15 protein-coding genes are annotated in these 18,597 nt (G+C 44.2%); 13 read left to right on the forward strand and 2 right to left on the reverse strand.

Annotated elements, in window-relative coordinates:
* Positions 1–63 precede the first annotated feature (63 nt).
* Positions 64–723, reverse strand: a complete 660-nt coding sequence (locus H6F98_RS15620) for a ferritin-like domain-containing protein (protein WP_192219618.1) — start codon at positions 721–723, stop codon at positions 64–66.
* 203 nt (positions 724–926) lie between these two features.
* Here H6F98_RS15620 and H6F98_RS15625 point away from each other — a divergent pair, with 203 nt between their 5' ends.
* Positions 927–1,877: a type II secretion system F family protein gene (locus H6F98_RS15625; protein WP_192219619.1), complete on the forward strand. Its 951-nt coding sequence runs from the start codon at positions 927–929 to the stop codon at positions 1,875–1,877.
* Between the two features lie 62 nt (positions 1,878–1,939).
* Here H6F98_RS15625 and nagA read toward each other — a convergent pair whose 3' ends face one another.
* The gene (gene nagA / locus H6F98_RS15630; protein ID WP_192219620.1) at positions 1,940–3,157 is read right to left on the reverse strand and encodes an N-acetylglucosamine-6-phosphate deacetylase; all 1,218 of its coding nucleotides are present in this window, start codon (positions 3,155–3,157) and stop codon (positions 1,940–1,942) included.
* Positions 3,158–3,237: 80 nt separating this feature from the next.
* Between nagA and purE the strand changes: the two genes are divergently transcribed.
* The 12 genes from purE to H6F98_RS15690 all read left to right on the forward strand — a co-directional run bounded on the left by purE (position 3,238) and on the right by H6F98_RS15690 (position 18,566).
* Positions 3,238–3,756, forward strand: coding sequence for a 5-(carboxyamino)imidazole ribonucleotide mutase (purE, locus tag H6F98_RS15635; RefSeq protein ID WP_192219621.1), 519 nt, complete (start codon positions 3,238–3,240; stop codon positions 3,754–3,756).
* Positions 3,757–4,481: 725 nt separating this feature from the next.
* A complete protein-coding gene (locus H6F98_RS15640) occupies positions 4,482–6,107 on the forward strand; it encodes an ammonium transporter (RefSeq protein WP_192219671.1) in 1,626 nt (541 codons plus the stop codon).
* Between the two features lie 185 nt (positions 6,108–6,292).
* Entirely contained in the window at positions 6,293–7,135 is an 843-nt protein-coding gene (locus H6F98_RS15645; RefSeq protein WP_192219622.1) for a GDSL-type esterase/lipase family protein, read from the forward strand.
* A gap of 131 nt (positions 7,136–7,266) precedes the next feature.
* Positions 7,267–8,472 carry a 4-hydroxy-3-methylbut-2-enyl diphosphate reductase gene (locus H6F98_RS15650; protein WP_192219623.1) on the forward strand — a complete coding sequence of 402 codons (1,206 nt, stop codon included), beginning with the start codon at positions 7,267–7,269 and terminating at the stop codon, positions 8,470–8,472.
* A gap of 162 nt (positions 8,473–8,634) precedes the next feature.
* Positions 8,635–11,277 carry an ATP-dependent chaperone ClpB gene (gene clpB / locus H6F98_RS15655; protein WP_192219624.1) on the forward strand — a complete coding sequence of 881 codons (2,643 nt, stop codon included), beginning with the start codon at positions 8,635–8,637 and terminating at the stop codon, positions 11,275–11,277.
* Positions 11,278–11,429: 152 nt separating this feature from the next.
* Positions 11,430–12,425 carry a glycosyltransferase gene (locus H6F98_RS15660; RefSeq protein WP_192219625.1) on the forward strand — a complete coding sequence of 332 codons (996 nt, stop codon included), beginning with the start codon at positions 11,430–11,432 and terminating at the stop codon, positions 12,423–12,425.
* A gap of 101 nt (positions 12,426–12,526) precedes the next feature.
* Positions 12,527–13,510, forward strand: coding sequence for a glycosyltransferase (locus H6F98_RS15665; protein ID WP_192219626.1), 984 nt, complete (start codon positions 12,527–12,529; stop codon positions 13,508–13,510).
* A 32-nt stretch (positions 13,511–13,542) separates the two neighbouring features.
* The gene (locus tag H6F98_RS15670; protein ID WP_192219627.1) at positions 13,543–14,556 is read left to right on the forward strand and encodes a glycosyltransferase; all 1,014 of its coding nucleotides are present in this window, start codon (positions 13,543–13,545) and stop codon (positions 14,554–14,556) included.
* A 6-nt stretch (positions 14,557–14,562) separates the two neighbouring features.
* Complete coding sequence (locus H6F98_RS15675) at positions 14,563–15,549, forward strand: glycosyltransferase (protein ID WP_192219628.1); 987 nt, start codon at positions 14,563–14,565, stop codon at positions 15,547–15,549.
* Between the two features lie 33 nt (positions 15,550–15,582).
* Entirely contained in the window at positions 15,583–16,569 is a 987-nt protein-coding gene (locus H6F98_RS15680; protein WP_192219629.1) for a glycosyltransferase, read from the forward strand.
* Between the two features lie 31 nt (positions 16,570–16,600).
* Entirely contained in the window at positions 16,601–17,593 is a 993-nt protein-coding gene (locus H6F98_RS15685) for a glycosyltransferase (protein WP_192219630.1), read from the forward strand.
* A gap of 19 nt (positions 17,594–17,612) precedes the next feature.
* Positions 17,613–18,566: a glycosyltransferase gene (locus tag H6F98_RS15690; protein ID WP_192219631.1), complete on the forward strand. Its 954-nt coding sequence runs from the start codon at positions 17,613–17,615 to the stop codon at positions 18,564–18,566.
* Positions 18,567–18,597: the final 31 nt, after the last annotated feature.

Below are 18,597 nucleotides of genomic sequence, written 5' to 3' on the forward strand. Positions count from 1 at the left end.
AGGTTGGAGAGAAGTCAAAGTGTATTGCATCCAATTGCAAATCGCTATATGAGCAAACACGCCCTAGGCTACTGGCACAGGTGGGGTTGGCTCTTCACTCAAGAAGGAATGGGGAACAATTTTGTCATCCATTGGTAGCCCTTTCTCGTTGAGTACCGCCATCAGCACTGTACGAAAGACGGCTGCGTGCATTGACTCTACAGGCATAATTGTGGCTGCAACGTTCTTTGCCCCCTCTGATGTCAGCTTGTTAGTAATAAAATCAAGGTATGCCTTGGATGCAATCATTTCTAAGGTTAAGGCGTATCTGAGTACCTCAGCTTCACCCCCCGTCAAGACATTCTTGGGAATCGGGAAAGTACCCAGATTCTCGGTGCCTGCGGGTTCGCCTTTAAAAACTTGTGAGACAACTCTTTTGAGGCGATCGCGATGATTGGTGTGATCTTGTGCAAACTGCACAGCAACATCTAGAAATGCCTTGGTGGGAAGTAACTTATTTTCCGCTGCTGCCATGTAGGTGTTGACAGCTCTTTGTTCTAGTTGGATCGCACCGTTGATAATTTCGATATCCGCTTTAGGGTTAGGGCGTCCAGCCGCAAGGACTTTGCCAGCATTAGCTGTTGCGATCGCAACAGCGCCAGAAGCACCAGTGAGAACTCCCAGTTTGAGTAACTGGCGTCTTTGCGGCGAAATGATAGGGGATTTAGGTTGAATATCGCTCACGCGCTTGTCTCCTCTTAAAGATGACTCGAATACCAGTCTTTCTGCTGTTTCGGTATGAAGTTGCTTTAGTTTAGGAGAGGAGCTTGTTCACCTACCAGACCAAAAACTGCTCATTTTTTGCTCAACTACCCAACAGGGGTTGTTACTTTCTTTCAGTTGTTCTTCGCAACTGATAAGCGACAAAAATAAAAGTGTATTAAACAGTGGCTCTACCTAATCGCTTGAAAACCCAGGAAAAAGCTCAATTCTTTTATCAACTTGCTGCTTTGCTGAATAGCATGAGTGTACAGCAGAGCTTAATCTTGGCAGGTAAAGACTGCAATCCTGCTTTCCAGCGCTATTTACACCAAGTCAGTGTTGCGGTAGGTAGTGGCCAAGATTTGGCTTCTGCGATCGCACTTAACTCTAGCTACTTCGATGGTTGGACAATTAGCTTACTTCGATTAGCAGAGTACAGTGGCTCTCTTCCTCAGACTTGTAGACAACTTGCGATCGCGTTTGAAGCTCAAGTGAGACGGGAACGACTCTATCGCTCAGTAAGACGACTGGCAATCACAACGATTTGGAGTGTACTCATACTGGTAGCCGCAATTTTCAATCGCACTCCTACGGGTTTGGTGAAACCAGAGTTTTGGCTGAGAAGTTTGGCGATCGCTTTACTATTGATGGGGATAAGTTTTCTTACCTCTAGCTATTCCACTGAGCGATCGCAACAGCTAGCGATGAAGTTGCCTGTTCTGGGTAAACTGATTCAGGCACGGTCAATGATTTACTTAGGCAAGTTGGCATTACCCTTGAGTTGTGGAGTAACGCTTCTCACTGCTCTAGAGTTAGTGCGAGAGTATATCCCTGACCGAGTGCTTAGAGCAAATCTAGCCAGTGCTACTCGAAAAATCCGTGCAGGTCAAACCTTGAGCCATAGCTTGCAAGGTCTACCACCCATTGCGATGGAAATAATTCGCACAGGTGAAGAAACAGGTCATCTCGATACTGCCCTACAAAATTTAGTTGAATTCTATGAAGGGGATTTAGAGCGTCGGCTAAATTGGCTACAGCTTAGTCTACGACCTCTTAGCTTTTTAGCGATCGCAGGGTTGGTGGCTGTAGTTAGCGTCCGAGGACTAACAACTCTACTCGACTCATTACCTGATTAGCCGTTAGCGGTTAGCGGTCAGCTATCAGCTTTTTTTTCTCTTCTTGTTCTAGTCAATACAGATTAATTTTCCTCCAAGGTCATACGTTGCCAAGTTAGTTTATTTGTTACTGTATCCAAGTGCCAGCGCAACAATTTAGCAGGTTGACCAACAGCAATTTTAGGTAAATTGATTGCGTATCGAGGCGCATCTGTAGCCAGTGCGATCGCTTTTTCTGGCTCACAAATTCCCCACTCCACAAGATTCTGCACTCCTACCAATAGCGGTAGCGTTGTCCCCGCCAGAGTCCCATCCGGTAGCTGTGCTGTGCCGTTTTTCACTTCAATCTGCCGCGTATCCCAGGCGTAAATACCATCAGGTAGCCCTAAGGGGGAGAGCGCATCACTGACAAGAAAAATTCCTTGCTCGTAGCCACTCGCGCCAAGTAGCAACTGAATCATCGTAGGACAGACGTGCTGACCATCTGCAATTAGACCACACTGAACATCTGGATGGACGAGAGCCGCACCTAGTAAGCCAGGTTCCCGATGATGTAATCCCGGCATGGCATTAAACGCATGAGTAACCATTGAGGCTCCGAGTTTAAATGCTTGCTGGGCTTGAGCGGCTGTAGCGAGGGAGTGACCAAGGCTAATGGTGATACCAAGAGAATGTAGGTAAGGAATTACCTCTCCGGTGCTGTCTAATTCTGGTGCTAAGGTTATCACTTTTACAAGCTCGGCGTAATCGCCCAAAACCCGCTTTACATTATCTAGGGTTAGAGGCAGCAGATACTCGGCTGGATGCGCCCCTCGCTTTTGGGGATTAAGGAATGGCCCTTCGAGATGCACGCCCAGAATTTGAGCAATTGGTTGCTCATCGGGTGGAGAGTTCACAAATTCAGCTAGTACCGAGAGTGACTGATGAATCTTTTCTACAGACGTTGTAACTAAGGTCGGTAAAAAGCCATCAATGCCTTGCTGCCATAGAAATTGGCAAATTTTTTGAAGTGTTTCGCCATCACCCGAACTCAAGTCTGGAAAGGCCAAGCCCAAGGCTCCATTGATTTGGAGATCGATACCACCGAGTGATACCCAATCTCCAGCAACATCGATAGTTTGTAAACCCTCACGAGGCAATCGCTTGAAAACAGCGTCAGTTGGCAATATTTGTGAAATTATCCCCTGTGAATCAACACAGATTTGCTGTAAACCTTGGTAACCAGGCACCTGAGCATTGATAATGTCTACGTTAGTGCAAGTGAAATTTGATTGAGCGATCGCATATCGTATTGCTTCCATAATCACTTTGGCGACAAAATGCCTAAACTTCCATACAAATTCAGTAATCCATTGAACAACCCTTAATCCAAAAGCGGAACATGACTCAAGCGTTAATTGGCATCATTATGGGCAGTGATTCAGATTTACCAATCATGCAGGATGCGATCGCAATTTGCGAAGAATTCAGCATCCCTTGTGAGGTCGCCATTGTCTCTGCTCACCGAACACCAGAACGGATGGTGAAATATGCCCAAGAAGCCCATCAACGTGGTATTAAAGTCATTATCGCGGGTGCAGGGGGAGCAGCTCATCTACCCGGTATGGTAGCCTCACTGACACCTTTGCCTGTGATTGGGGTACCTGTACCCAGCCGTCATTTACAAGGTGTCGATTCACTGTACTCGATTGTGCAAATGCCTGCGGGGATTCCTGTCGCTACGGTTGCGATCGGTAATGCCAAAAATGCTGGTCTATTGGCTGTGCAAATTTTAGCTTCCCATCAATCCGAATTACTAGAGCAAGTGCAGCAGTACCGTCAGAATTTAGCTCAATCTGTCATGGAAAAGCAGACTAAGCTTGATCAACTCGGCTACCAGCAATACTTGGCAAAGCAATAACCTGTCTCAACACTGCGTATCGAGTTTTACCTTTGTAATTGTGCTTACTAGAATGCTGAGTTCCGATTTAATTGCAAATCTTTCTCAAGTAGTAATAACTTGAGAGTTTTGTTAGATCTGCCCGTTCGATTTAGATAAACACAGGTGGTCTTTATAAATAGCAAATTATTAAATATTAAGCCTAAAGTTTAACATTCTTACAGTCGAGTCAGTTTTATTTTTTATCACGCATTTAAGTCTCTAATAACTCCTATCCGATTAATACACTTATTTGACAAAACACACACCTTGTGAATGGACAGCTACCTATGAGTGTTAAAGGCGTTTTTATTGTTTCTGGCAGTTGTAGAACTTCAAACGCTTCCCAAAAAGGTATATTCTGATACAGAAACTCAGGTTAAGAAAATCCAAAATTTGGAGATTTCTAATACATAACTGTCTTTGTGCAAGGGGAACTAAATCTCTTGACTAGGTTACCGCTTGTTTGTACGGTTTTGTCTGAAGGTGACGATTCAGCTTTATACTAAGCTTCTTGATTTCTTAAGACGAGAAGTGTTCTAGTAGCTGGTAGGAAAATGTCTAAATAGGAGCAGCATTCTACTTAACGAAGCTCCTCAACTTAAGGATATGCTCCTCGATTAAAATGACCAGATTTCCGGCTTCTGGCTAAGGGTTGGGATGTGTTTTGCAGACGAAGGAAAGTCCAGTAGATGATGTCCAGGCTAATGCTCAATAAAACTCTCAAGAGAAAAAAATTGCCAACTCAAAGTAGGCGACGCTCTTCTAATCAACCCGCTCAATTTCGTCGGGTTACCTCATCTTTTAAAGAATTACAAACGGCTATCAAGCGGCTAACTCCAAGTTGGCAAGCTTGCATACCCCTAGCCGCCGTTATCGTGCTGGTATGGAGCTATGCTGCATCGGCTCAGGCTCCAGCGGCTGAAGGTCCGACCACAGCTGACCTGAAGGTGGGTTTAGACACCATGTGGGTGATGATTGCTGGAATGCTGGTGTTTTTCATGAACGCTGGCTTCGGTATGTTAGAGACAGGCTTCTGCCGCCAAAAGAACGCCGTTAACGTTCTGGCAAAGAACCTGATTGTGTTTGCTCTATCTACCATTGCGTTCTGGGCTATTGGCTTTGGCTTAATGTTCAGTGATGGCGGTGGTTTAAATAGTTTCATGGGCACAGGCGGATTCTTTTTGGCTGGGGCGGATAATAGCCCTGCAACTGGAGATGCCTATCAGGGAGTTTTTGGCTCTCTCAATTGGACAGGGGTGCCACTACTCGCGAAGTTTTTCTTCCAATTGGTGTTTGCTGGAACAGCGGCAACGATTGTTTCGGGTGCTGTTGCTGAACGGATTAAGTTTGTTGACTTCTTAATTTTCAGCCTCTTACTGGTAGGGATTGCTTATCCCATCACCGGACACTGGATTTGGGGCGGTGGCTGGCTTGCACAAGCAGGCTTCTATGATTTTGCAGGCTGTTCAGTGGTTCACTCCGTTGGGGGTTGGGCGGCTTTAATGGGTGCGGCATTTTTGGGACCCCGTTTGGGTAGATATCAAGATGGTCAGGTAGCAGCCCTACCCGGTCACAATATGAGCATCGCTACCCTAGGGTGTTTGATTCTCTGGTTGGGCTGGTTTGGTTTCAACCCCGGTTCAACAATGGCAGCCGATCCAAATGCGATCGCTCATATCGCCATCACTACCAACACAGCAGGCGCATTTGGCGGCGTAGCTGCAACTGTTACGGCTTGGCTATACCTTGGTAAGCCAGACCTCTCGATGATCATCAACGGTATCCTCGCGGGCTTGGTCGGTGTAACAGCCTCTTGTGCGTTCATCAACATCCCATCCGCTGCGATTATTGGTCTAATTGCAGGTGTCTTAGTCGTTTTCTCGGTTGGGTTCTTTGACAAACTCAGAATTGACGATCCAGTAGGAGCTACCTCAGTTCACCTGGTTTGCGGTATCTGGGGAACCTTAGCCGTTGGTTTATTTAGCGTTGGTCCAGACGTCGTGTTACATGGAGGCACTCCGCTATACACAACAGGTCCTGCGGCAGGATTGTTATTTGGGGGAGGCATTAGCCAATTGTGGCCCCAAATCCTCGGTATTCTTTCTGTGGGGGGAATGACAGTTCTTCTGAGTACAATCTTCTGGGTAGTACTCAAGGCAACCCTAGGTGTTCGTGTGACTCCTGAAGAGGAACTGGATGGCTTGGATATTGGCGAACATGGTATGGAAGCCTACAGTGGGTTTGTTAAAGAGGCCGGTCCTGGCGGTCTGTCCCGTAGCAGCATGAGTGGTTTGCAGGGTAGTGCTGGTGAGATTCCTGGTAGCTATTAAGTAGACTTTCCTAGTTACCTTTTCTAATAAGAAATAGAGAGAAATCGGCTTGCCCTTTTGACAATTAGTTGCAAAGGGCAAGCTGTATTTTTTGCTTTTCAACGCTAAACGAAGCTGAAGTTTATTTGAGTCGAGGGTGCGATGCCACTAAAATCTGATTCAAACCCGATGCTGGATCTAATCAAGTGTCCACTCGCTCGAAGACTATTCCGACTTGGCTCTTTTTTTCACTCGCGGCTAATGGCTTGTTGCTCTTAGCGATCGCGTGGGTACTACAGCGTGAGTACCAATGGTCAGTACCCTCTCCTGCCAGCCACTCCACCGTGACGACTGGGTTAGCTTATCCGACACCTAGCCCACTACCTCCTGAACTAGGCCCACGCCATCAGCTCAATTACCAACAGTGGGTTGCCCTTCTCGAAAAGGAAGCAGAGGTAATTGCTGACCAAAAGCCCGAAAACCTCAGCATCCTCATTGGTGATTCTCTAAGCTTGTGGTTTCCTAGTGAACTGCTGCCGAAGGAGCGTTCTTGGCTAAATCAGGGAATTTCTGGTGAAACCTCAGCCGGATTAATGAACCGCTTAGAGCTGTTGGACAAGACGCAGCCAGAGGTCATTTTTGTAATGATCGGCATTAATGACTTAATACGGGGTGTAAAAGACAAAACAATTTTGGCAAACCAACAGCTAATTGTTCGCTACCTACAACAAGTGCATCCCCAAGCTAAGATTGTTGTTCAATCGATTTTGCCCCATAGTACCGACAAAGTAACTTGGGAGGGGCGCGATCGCTTGTTGAAAATCCCCAACAGCCGCATCCGAGAACTAAATCGGCAGATAAAAGCGATCGCTCAAGATGAAGGCATCATTTATCTTGACCTGTATCCCCTCTTTGCCGACACAGAAGGTAACCTCCAAATTGAGTTGAGTACTGATGGCTTGCACTTAAATCCCCAAGGTTATCTGGTTTGGCGTAATGCACTCCTAGTCCTTACTCAGCTTCTACTAGAGCCTGCTGCTAAAGAGTAGGGACTGGGGAGTAGGGGGGATTTTCAAGAACTTCTTATCTTCCAATTCCCAATTCCCTAACCAACGTGCCATGAGCATCTTATGATCAAGGGTGGTAAGAGTTGTATCAGTAATCTCAGTAGACACGCGGCATGGATACAAAAGCCTTCAAACGCTCACTCCACAATTCAGAGAACTACCATCGCAAAGGATTTGGTCACGAAGCCGAAGTTGCTACTCAGCTAGAGTCGGAGTATCAAAGCAACCTGATTCAAGAAATTCGCGATAACAACTACAGACTGCAACGGGGAGAAGTCACCATCAGACTTGCAGAAGCATTTGGCTTTTGCTGGGGTGTTGAGCGAGCGGTAGCCATGGCGTATGAAACTCGTCAACACTTCCCCACAGAGCGCATCTGGATGACCAATGAAATTATTCATAACCCCTCTGTAAACCAGCGTTTGCAGGATATGCAAGTAGAGTTTGTTCCAGTTGAGGCAGCCGAGAAAGACTTTTCCGTCGTCGGTGCTGGTGACGTGGTGATTTTACCGGCTTTCGGCGCAAGCGTTCAGGAAATGCAGCTCTTGAACGACAAAAACTGCAAGATTGTTGATACGACTTGTCCGTGGGTGTCCAAAGTTTGGAACACCGTAGAGAAGCACAAGAAAAAAGACTACACCTCAATTATTCACGGCAAGTACAAGCACGAAGAAACAGTCGCTACCAGTTCCTTTGCAGGCAAATACCTAGTAGTGCTGAATCTGAAAGAAGCCCAGTACGTCACTGACTACATCCTCAATGGTGGCAACAAGGGCGAGTTTATGGAGAAGTTTAGCCGCGCTTGCTCGGTTGGCTTTGACCCGGATCAAGATTTAGAGCAGATTGGGATTGCCAACCAAACTACCATGCTCAAGAGCGAAACCGAGCAGATTGGCAAGCTGTTTGAGCGCACGATGATGAAGAAGTATGGCCCATCTGAGTTGAATAATCACTTCCAAAACTTCAATACCATCTGTGATGCTACCCAAGAGCGGCAGGATGCCATGCTAGGGCTAGTAGAAGAAAAATTAGACTTGATGGTGGTAATTGGTGGCTTCAACTCCTCCAACACCACACAACTTCAACAAATTGCCATTGAGCGAGGTATTCCTTCCTATCACATTGATAGCGCCCAGCGGATTGCAGGAAATCAGTTGGAGCATAAACCTTTAGGGCGCGATTTGGAAGTAACAGAAAACTGGCTTCCCTCAGGCTCGATTGTTGTAGGCATCACCTCCGGAGCTTCGACCCCCGATAAAGTGGTGGAGGATGTCATTGAGAAGATTTTTGAGATTAAAGCAGCAACAGTGCTGATTTAGGGCAGAGCGCTCAATGCGGGTTTAGACTAGAGGGTAGAAGGATGTAAGTTGTTGCTTGTTGGTTGTAGTAAGAAAAAGAACAAAAACTGCCACTACAATACCCGTCAAACAACTAACAACTGACAACTAGCAACTAACAACTAACAACTAACGACTGAGTAAATGCAGCCCACTGACTCTAGCAAATTTACCGATAAAGCTTGGGACGCGATTGTAAAATCCCAAGATGTTGCCCGCCGCTTGAAAAATCAACAGCTAGAGGTAGAGCATGTTGCGATCGCACTTCTAGAACAAGAAGACTCAGCCAATGATATTCTGACGCGGGTTACCGTTGATATCCCTCAATTTCAGCAACAACTCGAAGCCTTTGCCAACCGTCAAGCCAAAGTACAGATTGTTGACCAATTGTACCTAGGGCGCGGCTTGGACATCATGCTGGACAAAGCTGAGGCAGCCAGAACGGCATTACAAGACGATTTCATCGCTGTCGATCATCTCTTGTTGGGTTTAGCCGAAGATGACCGGGTAGGGCGGCGCTTGCTAAAGACCCATAACGTTGATACTCCAAAGCTAGAAGCAGCGATTAAAGCGCTGCGAGGTAGTCAAAAAGTTACCGATCAAAGTTCCGAGTCGCGTTACGACGCTTTAGCAAAGTATGGTCGGGACTTAACCGAACAAGCCAAAGCTGGCAAGCTTGACCCAGTGATTGGACGGGATGAAGAAATTCGTCGGGTGGTGCAGGTACTATCGCGTCGCTCAAAAAATAACCCGGTACTGATTGGAGAACCAGGTGTTGGTAAAACTGCGATCGCAGAAGGACTCGCTCAGCGTATCGTTAATGGTGACGTTCCTGAATCCCTGAAAGACCGCCAGCTAATTTCTCTCGATATGGGTAGCCTGATTGCCGGGGCAAAATATCGGGGAGAATTTGAAGACCGCCTGAGAGCGGTTTTGCGAGAAGTTACCCATTCTGAGGGTCAGATTGTCCTATTTATTGATGAGTTGCACACCGTTGTTGGTGCAGGGGCAACCCAAGGGGCAATGGATGCGAGTAACTTACTCAAACCGATGCTGGCACGGGGAGAACTGCGCTGTATCGGCGCAACCACCCTGGATGAGTACCGCAAGCACATCGAAAAAGATGCAGCGCTTGAACGACGGTTTCAACCCGTTTTTGTTAAGCAGCCATCGGTTGAGGATACGATTTCGATCCTACGCGGTCTTAAGGAACGCTATGAAGTTCACCACGGGGTCAACATCACCGACTCTGCCTTAGTGGCGGCGGCTACTTTATCTAATCGTTATATTAGCGATCGCTTTCTTCCCGATAAAGCGATCGATTTAGTGGATGAGGCGGCTGCCAAAATCAAAATGGAGATTACCTCCAAACCAGTAGAACTGGAGGCAACCGATCGACGGCTAAGGCAGCTAGAGATGGAAAAGTTGTCCCTAGAGGGAGAAAATAAAACGTCTTCTGGTAGCATCACAGCCGAACGACTCCAGCGCATCAACAAGGAAATCGTCAATCTAACGGAGAGACAACAAGCTTTATCCTCTAAATGGGAATCTGAGAAGCATTTATTACAAGAGATTAGTACGCTCAAAGAAGAAGAAGAACAACTGGGGCGACAGATTGACCAGGCAGAACGAGCTTACGACCTCAACAAGGCAGCGCAGCTAAAGTATGGGCGTTTAGAGATTGTCCAGCGTGAGCGCGAAGCTAAAGAAACCTTGATGTTAGAAATTCAAGCAGGTGGCACAGCTTTGTTGCGCGAACAAGTCACCGAAGCAGATATTGCCGAAATTGTTGCCAACTGGACAGGTATTCCAGTAACCCGACTGCTAGAGTCAGAACGTCAAAAGCTCTTGCAGTTGGAAGGACATTTGCATCAACGGGTAATTGGACAAACCGAAGCCGTTGCCTCTGTTGCGGCGGCGATTCGTCGTGCGAGGGCGGGGATGAAAGACCTCGGACGTCCTATCGGTTCCTTCTTATTTATGGGGCCAACTGGTGTTGGTAAAACTGAACTCGCTCGTGCTCTTGCTCAGTTTCTCTTTGACAGCGATGATGCCATAGTCCGGATCGATATGTCTGAGTACATGGAGAAACACGCTGTTTCACGCTTAGTTGGTGCCCCTCCGGGATATGTGGGTTATGAGGAAGGCGGACAACTCTCAGAAGCTGTGCGTCGTCGTCCCTATTCTGTGGTGCTACTAGATGAAGTGGAAAAGGCACACCCGGATGTTTTCAACATCTTGCTGCAAGTGCTGGATGACGGACGGATTACTGACTCCCAAGGGCGAGTGGTAGATTTCCGCAATACGATCATTGTGATGACCAGCAACATTGGCAGCGATCATATTCTGAGTGTTGCTGGAGATGATTCTCAGTACGAAGAAATGCAGAAACGGGTGACGGGTGCTTTGCGTAAGCACTTCCGCCCGGAATTTGTCAACCGTGTTGATGACATCATCATCTTCCACACCCTCAGCCGTGAGGAACTGCGCCAGATTGTCAGCATTCAACTCAAACGCATTGAGCGTCTCTTGGCTGATCAAAAAATCACGCTTGAAATTTCTTCAAAGGCTGTTACTTATCTAGCGGATGTTGGGTACGATCCAGTGTACGGGGCGCGTCCACTCAAACGGGCAATTCAGCGGAAACTGGAAAATGCGATCGCAACCAAAATCCTGGAAAACACCTTTATCGAGGGCGACACCATTTTCATTGATTGTGTGGATGATGCTCTCACCTTCAGCAAACAAATACCACTTAAACTCTCGGAACCTCAGGCAATTTCATGAAAATCGGCATTCCCCTAGCAGGTGCAAACGCGACGATGGAGGTTTTCTGGACACAGTTAGCCCATTCTTGACGACGATAGCAATTTGTGGGGACGTTACCTGTAGCGTCTCTACAAAAAGGATGACTTCTACCACTAACTAATGGAGCTGGTATGCCATTAATCTCCGTTGTTATTCCTGCTTATAATGCTGAAAAAACAATAAAAAATACGATTGAATCAGTTCTAAATCAAACGTTTTCAGATTTTGAGCTAATCGTTATCAATGACGGTTCCCAGGATTCAACATTAGCGATTGTCTCTAATATTCCTGACTCTCGAATTAGGGTATTTTCTTACTCAAATTCTGGTCCTCAAAAAAGCCGCAATCGGGGAATCTCTCAATCAACGGGTGAATACGTTTCCTTCATTGATGCCGATGACCTCTGGACACCTGATAAGCTAGAAGCTCAGCTCAAAGCCTTGCAAGAAAATCCCAAAGCGGGTGTAGCTTATAGCTGGACTGACTATATTGACGCGGAATCTGGTCAAGTTTTACCTCAAGGACCCCACGCAATTTTTGCTGGTAATGTCTTTGCGACGCTCTTGTTAGCTGATTTTATTGGCAGTGGTTCTAACCCTTTAATTCTCAAGCTGGCTTTAATTGAGGTGGCTGGTTTTGATGAATCACTTGTCGCGGGGCAAGATTGGGATATGTGGTTGCGGTTGGCTCATCGCTATCATTTTGCCGTGGTACCCTCTGTTCAAGTTCTTTATCGCCTCTCTGCTAATTCTTGGTCGTCTAATTTAGAAAGGCGGGAAGCTGGTTTCAGACGAGTGATTGAAAAAGCGATCGCTCAAGCTCCCGACTCTCTAAAGCTTATTAAGAAAGACATCATTTCTAATCGCTACAAGTGCCTTACTATTGATGCTTTGCAAGGAGACCCAGAGCGAAAAAGAGGTTTACTTGCAGCTAAGTTTCTTTTGATTGCTGTTAGGCATGACCTTATGAGCCTGCGAAGACGGGCAACCTGGCAAGTATTATTGAAAATTGCGATTATAGTTTCCTTTCCTACTAAAACAGCTCAATTCTTACTCAATAAACATAAAATAAAGCGTCTGTCTAACCTTGATAGTTTTCTTTTACATCTTCGACTAGAACCATTTTGAATTATTGATTTCTTATCCAAGAACATCTATGACGTAGTAGGCGAGTAAGTAGTTTTTTAGCAGAAAGGAAGCTAGGAAGTCTTCTAGATAGCTGAGATAATATGCCGATAATTTCTGTTGTCATACCAGTCTACAATGGTGAAAAAACCATTCGAGAGACGATTGAATCAGTTTTAGAACAAACCTTCCAAGATGTTGAAATAATTGTAGTTAATGATGGTTCTCAAGACAAAACGTTAGAAATAGTTGATAGCATCAAAGACCCACGTATTAAGGTATTTTCTTATCCAAATGCGGGTCCAAGCCCTAGTCGTAATCGAGGAATTTCTCCGGCAACTGGCGAATACATTGCTTTTCTTGATGCCGACGATCTATGGAAACCCGATAAACTAGAAGCTCAATTAAAGGCACTACAAGCTAATCCTCAAGCGGCTCTTGCTTATAGCTGGACGGATTACATTGATGAATCTGGGCAATTTTTACGTCAAGGTGCCCACATTACTATATCGGGGGATGTTTATAAACACCTTGTATTAAGTAATTTTTTGGATAGTGGTTCAAACCCTTTAATTCGCAGTCACGCTTTAGCAGAAGTGGGTGGCTTTGATGAATCATTAACCCATGCTGAGGATTGGGACTTATGGCTTCGGCTAGCTAGCCGTTATCCTTTTGTAGTTGTGCGATCGCCACATATCTTATATCGAACATATGGTACTTCAAACTCTTCTAATCTTTCTAAGCTAGAAGCTGGCAGCTTGCCAGTCATTAACCGAACGTTCGCTCAATCTCCGTCGTTGGGGTACCTCAAGCAGACCTCTATTGCTAACCTCTACAATTACCTGATATTCAAAGCCCTTGAAGAACCACCAGTACGACACAAAGGTTTGTTAGCGCTAAGATTCCTCTGGAAGGCTGTCAGCAACGACCCTTCACTCATCCAGAAGCAAATCATCTGGAAAGTGTTGTTGAAAATTGCGATCGTGGTTCTACTTCCTCCTCAACAGGCTTTAGTCTTGCTAACAAAAAGAAAGCGACTTTCTAATCTCGACACTTTACTTTTAAGTAATCGACTCGAACCGTTCTAAATCAAGGCTATCTCCTGACGAGGTGAGCTACTATGCCAGTCGTTTCGGTAATTATTCCAGTTTACAATGGTGAAAAAACAATACAAGAGACAATTGAAGCTGTCTTAAACCAAACGCTATCAGATTTTGAATTGCTCATTATTAATGATGGTTCCCAGGATGCAACAGTAGAGATTGTTGAGCGCGTCCAAGACACCCGTCTGAAGATATTTTCTTACCCTAACGCGGGCTTAGCAGCGAGTCGTAACCGGGGAATTGCTCTAGCCGTTAGCAACTATATTTCTTTTATAGATGCTGATGATCTGTGGACACCCGATAAACTAGAAGCCCAATTTAAAGCATTGCAAGCCAATCCTCATGCGGCTGTTGCTTATAGCTGGACTGACTGTATCGACGAATCCGGTCAATTTTCACGCCAAGGTAGCCACATCACAGCTAATGGAAATGTTTATGCAAATCTCTTATTACTTAATTTTTTAGAGAATGGCTCTAACCCTTTAATTCGGCGGGAAGCATTAACTGAAGTCGGTGGTTTCGACGAATCCTTAACAGCGGCGGAAGATTGGGACATGTATCTGCGATTAGCTGCCCTGTATCATTTTGTTGCTGTACCGTCTTCTCAAATTCTGTACCGAGTTTCTGTCAAGTCTATGTCTTCTAATCTTACTAAGCAAGAAACAGAGACTCTAAAAGTGCTTGAACAAGCTTATACTCAAGCTTCTAAATCTTTACAGCACCTGAAAAGACATAGCCTCGCTAACTTCTACACATATCTTACCTTCAAGTGTCTTGAAGGAATCCCAGAACGAGGGAAATCCTTGGCAGCTATTAGATTTCTTTGGCATATTGTCAACAATGATTTGTCACTTTTGCACAAGCAAATTATTTGGATGGTTTTGTTAAGAATTGTGATTGTCATTTTTCTCCCTACTCACCTAGCTTTAGCCTTGCTAGCAAAAAAGAAGCATTTATTTAATCCTGAGACTTTATTTATATACAACAAAGTAAATCCATCTGATTTGAAAATATCTCACAAATTAAGCTAAGTTAATATGACTCTAATTTCGGTGATTGTACCAGTATATAATGGAGAAAAAACAATTGAAGAAACAATTAATTCTGTTTTAAATCAAACTTTCTCGGATTTGGAATTGTTGGTAATTAACGATGGATCAAAAGATTCTACGTTAAAAATTATTTCAACAATTCAAGACCCTAGATTGAAGGTATTTTCTTATACAAATGCAGGCTTGTCTGCAACGCGGAATCGAGGAATTTCTCTAGCAAAGGGTGAATATATTTCGTTCATTGATGCTGATGATTTATGGACATCTGATAAGCTACAATCCCAACTAAAGGCATTGCAAGAAAATCCACAAGCCGCTGTTGCCTATAGCTGGACTGATCATATCGATGAATCTGGTCAATTTTTGCGTTCCGGTCCTCAACAAACTTTCAACGGCGATGTTTATGCAAGACTATTATTGGAAGATTTTATTGGCAATGGGTCTAATCCTTTGATTCGCGCTCATGCTTTTGCCGAAGTTGGTAACTTTGATGAGTCACTCCTTGCCGTTGAGGATTGGGATATGTGGCTGCGGTTAGCTGCCCGATATCATTTTGTCGCTGTACCACACCCTCAAATTCTCTATCGGGTGTTTGTTACGTCTATGTCTTTTGATGTTAGGAAGATGGAAGTAGCCAGTTTGCGAGTTATTGAGAGAGCTGTTGCAGTAGCTCCTGAAACTGTAGGACATTTGAAACAAGCTAGCCTTGGAAATCGCTATAAGTACTTGACGTGGAAAGCACTAGATGGAATTCCAGAGCGCCATCGAGCTATTACTGCAATTAGATTACTTTGGCATACAGTTAGGAACGATCCACCACTTCTGTACAAACGTATCGTCTGGAAAGTGTTGTTGAAAAGTGCGATCGCGCTTTTCTTCCCTCCTCAAGTAGCTTTATCATTGTTACAAAAAATGGGTCGGCTATCCAATCTTGATACCTTATTTATACACAAACAAAGTGAACCATTTTAACTTCCGATTTTATCCTAACGGAGTTGAGCTAATATGCCAGTAATATCGGTAATTATCCCAGTTTACAATGGTGAAAAAACAATTCAAGAAACTATTAAATCCATTTTAAATCAAACCTTTTCAGATTTTGAATTACTAGTCATCAACGACGGTTCGCAAGACTCTACTTTGAAGATTGTTTCCGATATTCATGACTCTCGAATCAAAGTGTTTTCCTATCCGAATGCCGGGGTATCAGTAAGCCGTAACCGTGGATTGTATCATGCCACGGGCGAATTTATTTCCTTTATCGATGCTGATGACCTTTGGATACCCAATAAGCTAGAAGCTCAAGTCAAAGCATTGCAAGAAAATCCCCAAGCGGCAGTCGCTTATAGTTGGACGGATTGGATTGATGAATCAAATCAATTATTAGGTCGAGGTAGCTATCTTCCTGAGCAAGGAGATGTATTTGCTAAGCTGTTGTTAAATGATTTTGTGGCAAGTGGCTCCAACTGTTTAATTCGGCGGCAAGCTTTAATCGAAGTTGGTCGTTTTGATGAATCACTGGCTCATGGAGAGGATTGGGATTTGTGGCTGCGGTTGGCAGCACGTTATGAGTTTATCCTTGTTCCTTCACCACAAATCTTATATCGAGTTTCTTCTAACTCAGCATCTTTTAATGTTTGGGAAATGGAAAGAGGAAGCTTAAAAGTTATTGAAAAAGCCTATGCTATTGCTCCTGAATCTCTACAGCACCTGAAGCAGCAGAGCTTAGCTAATCGATACAAATACCTTACCTTCAAAGCACTTGAAGGTTCTCCTGAAGGTAAAAAAGGTTTACTAGCAGCAAGGTTTCTTGGGTACGCTATCCGCAACGATCCGGCTCTACTCCGAACCAGAGTTATCTGGAAAGTATTGCTTAAAATTGTGACAGTTGTGCTACTGCCTCCTCAACAAGCTCAGATGTTGCTAACTAAGATGAAAGGATTGTTTAATATCGGTGCTTTATTTGTTCATGTTCAAAGAGAACCCTCTTGAATGAAGCCGTTCTTCTTATGGAATAAGTTATATGCCGTTAATTTCAGTTATAGTCCCAGTCTACAATGCTGAAAAAACAATTCAAGAAACAATTGAATCAATTTTAAATCAAACCTTTACAGACTTTGATTTAATCATAATTAATGATGGTTGCCAAGACTCCACTTTAAAGGTTATCTCAACTATTCAAGACCCTCGATTAAAAGTATTTTCTTATTTAAATAGTGGTGTATCAGCCAGTCGTAATCGCGGACTAGCTCAGGCTACAGGTGAATTTATCTCTTTTATTGATGCTGATGACCTTTGGACAGCCAATAAGTTAGAAAATCAACTAAGGGTTCTACGAGAAAATATCCAAGCTGCGGTTGCTTATAGCTGGACTGATTGGATTGATGAATCAGGTCAAATTTTAGGCAAAGGTAGCTACATTACCCAGGAAGGAAATGTTTTTGCCCAAATGCTCCTGAATGATTTTGTGGCAAATGGCTCCAACTGTTTAATTCGGCGGCAAGCTTTAATCGAAGTTGGTGGCTTTGATGAAACACTAGCTCATGGCGAGGATTGGGATTTGTGGTTGCGGTTAGCAGCACGCTATGAGTTTATTGCTATACCTTCACCGCAAGTCTTATATCGAATTTCTTCTAGTTCAGCGTCTTGTGATGTTTGGAATATGGAAGCAGGAAGCTTAAAAATCATTGAAAAAGCCTACGCCATTGCTCCTGAATCTCTACAGCATTTAAAGAAGCATAGTTTGGGTAACCGTTATAAATACCTTACTTTCAAAGCGCTGGAAGGTACTCCTGAACGTAGAAAAGGTTTAGCCTCTGCTCGATTTTTCTACCATGCTATCAACAATGATTTATCTCTTCTCCAGGCTAAAGTTATCTGGAAAGTATTATTTAGAATTGTCGTAATAACTTTATTACCTCCTAGACTAGCTCAGGTAGTGCTGGCAAAATTTAAACCACTATTTAATACAGTAACTTTATTAGGATATATGAAATTAAATATATTAGAATGTTAATTCATAATATTAAAATGATATGCCAATTATCTCTGTTATCATACCCATTTACAATGGTGAGCGGACAATTAGAAAAACGATTGAGTCAGTCTTGAACCAGACGTTCACTGACCTTGAAATAATTGCAATTAATGATGGTTCAAAGGATTCAACCTTAGAGATTATTAACGATGTTCTAGACTCACGTTTAAAGGTATTTTCTTACCCAAATGCTGGGGTAGCTGCAAGTCGTAATCGTGGACTAGCACTAGCTACAGGTGACTATATTTCCTTCATTGATGCTGATGACCTCTGGACACCGGATAAACTAGAAGCTCAATTTAAAGCACTGCAAGCTAACCCTCAAGCCGCTGTAGCTTATAGCTGGACAGCCTGGATTGATGAATCTGGTCAATTTTTACGTCCGGGTGGCAATATTACTGTCAATGGCAGTGCTTATGAGAAGCTGTTGTTAAGGGATTTTGTGGAGAGTGGCTCTAATCCTCTCATTCGTAGGCAAGCTTTGGCTGAAGTGGGTAGTTTTGATCAATCCGTCACTCCTGCTGAGGATTGGGATATGTGGCTACGGTTAGCGGCTCAGTATGAGTTTGTGACGGTGCCATCGGCACAAATCCTATATCGAGTTTATCCTGGCTCTGCATCTTTTAATGTTTGGAAAATGGAGACAGCAAGCTTAAAAGTAATTGAGAAAACGTTTGCTCAGGCTCCAGAATCGCTACAGCACTTGAAAAAAAAGGTTCTTGGTAACCGATACAAGTACTTGACGTTGAAGGCAATTGAGGGAACTCCAGAGCGTAAAAGAGGACTCACTGCCACTCGATTTTTCTGGAAAGCTGTCAATTATGATCCTACTTGGCTTCGGAGAACGCAATTGATGTTAATCGTCTTATTTAAGATTGCTATAGCTACATTACTCCCTCCTCAACAGGCTCAAGCTTTATTAACACTCGCGAAGAGCAAAGCTAGACACTAATTTATTAGGCTTTTGAATTCTGGATGTAGAT

Source organism: Microcoleus sp. FACHB-SPT15 (assembly GCF_014849525.1).
In the GTDB taxonomy this organism is placed as follows: domain Bacteria; phylum Cyanobacteriota; class Cyanobacteriia; order Cyanobacteriales; family Coleofasciculaceae; genus Symplocastrum; species Symplocastrum torsivum.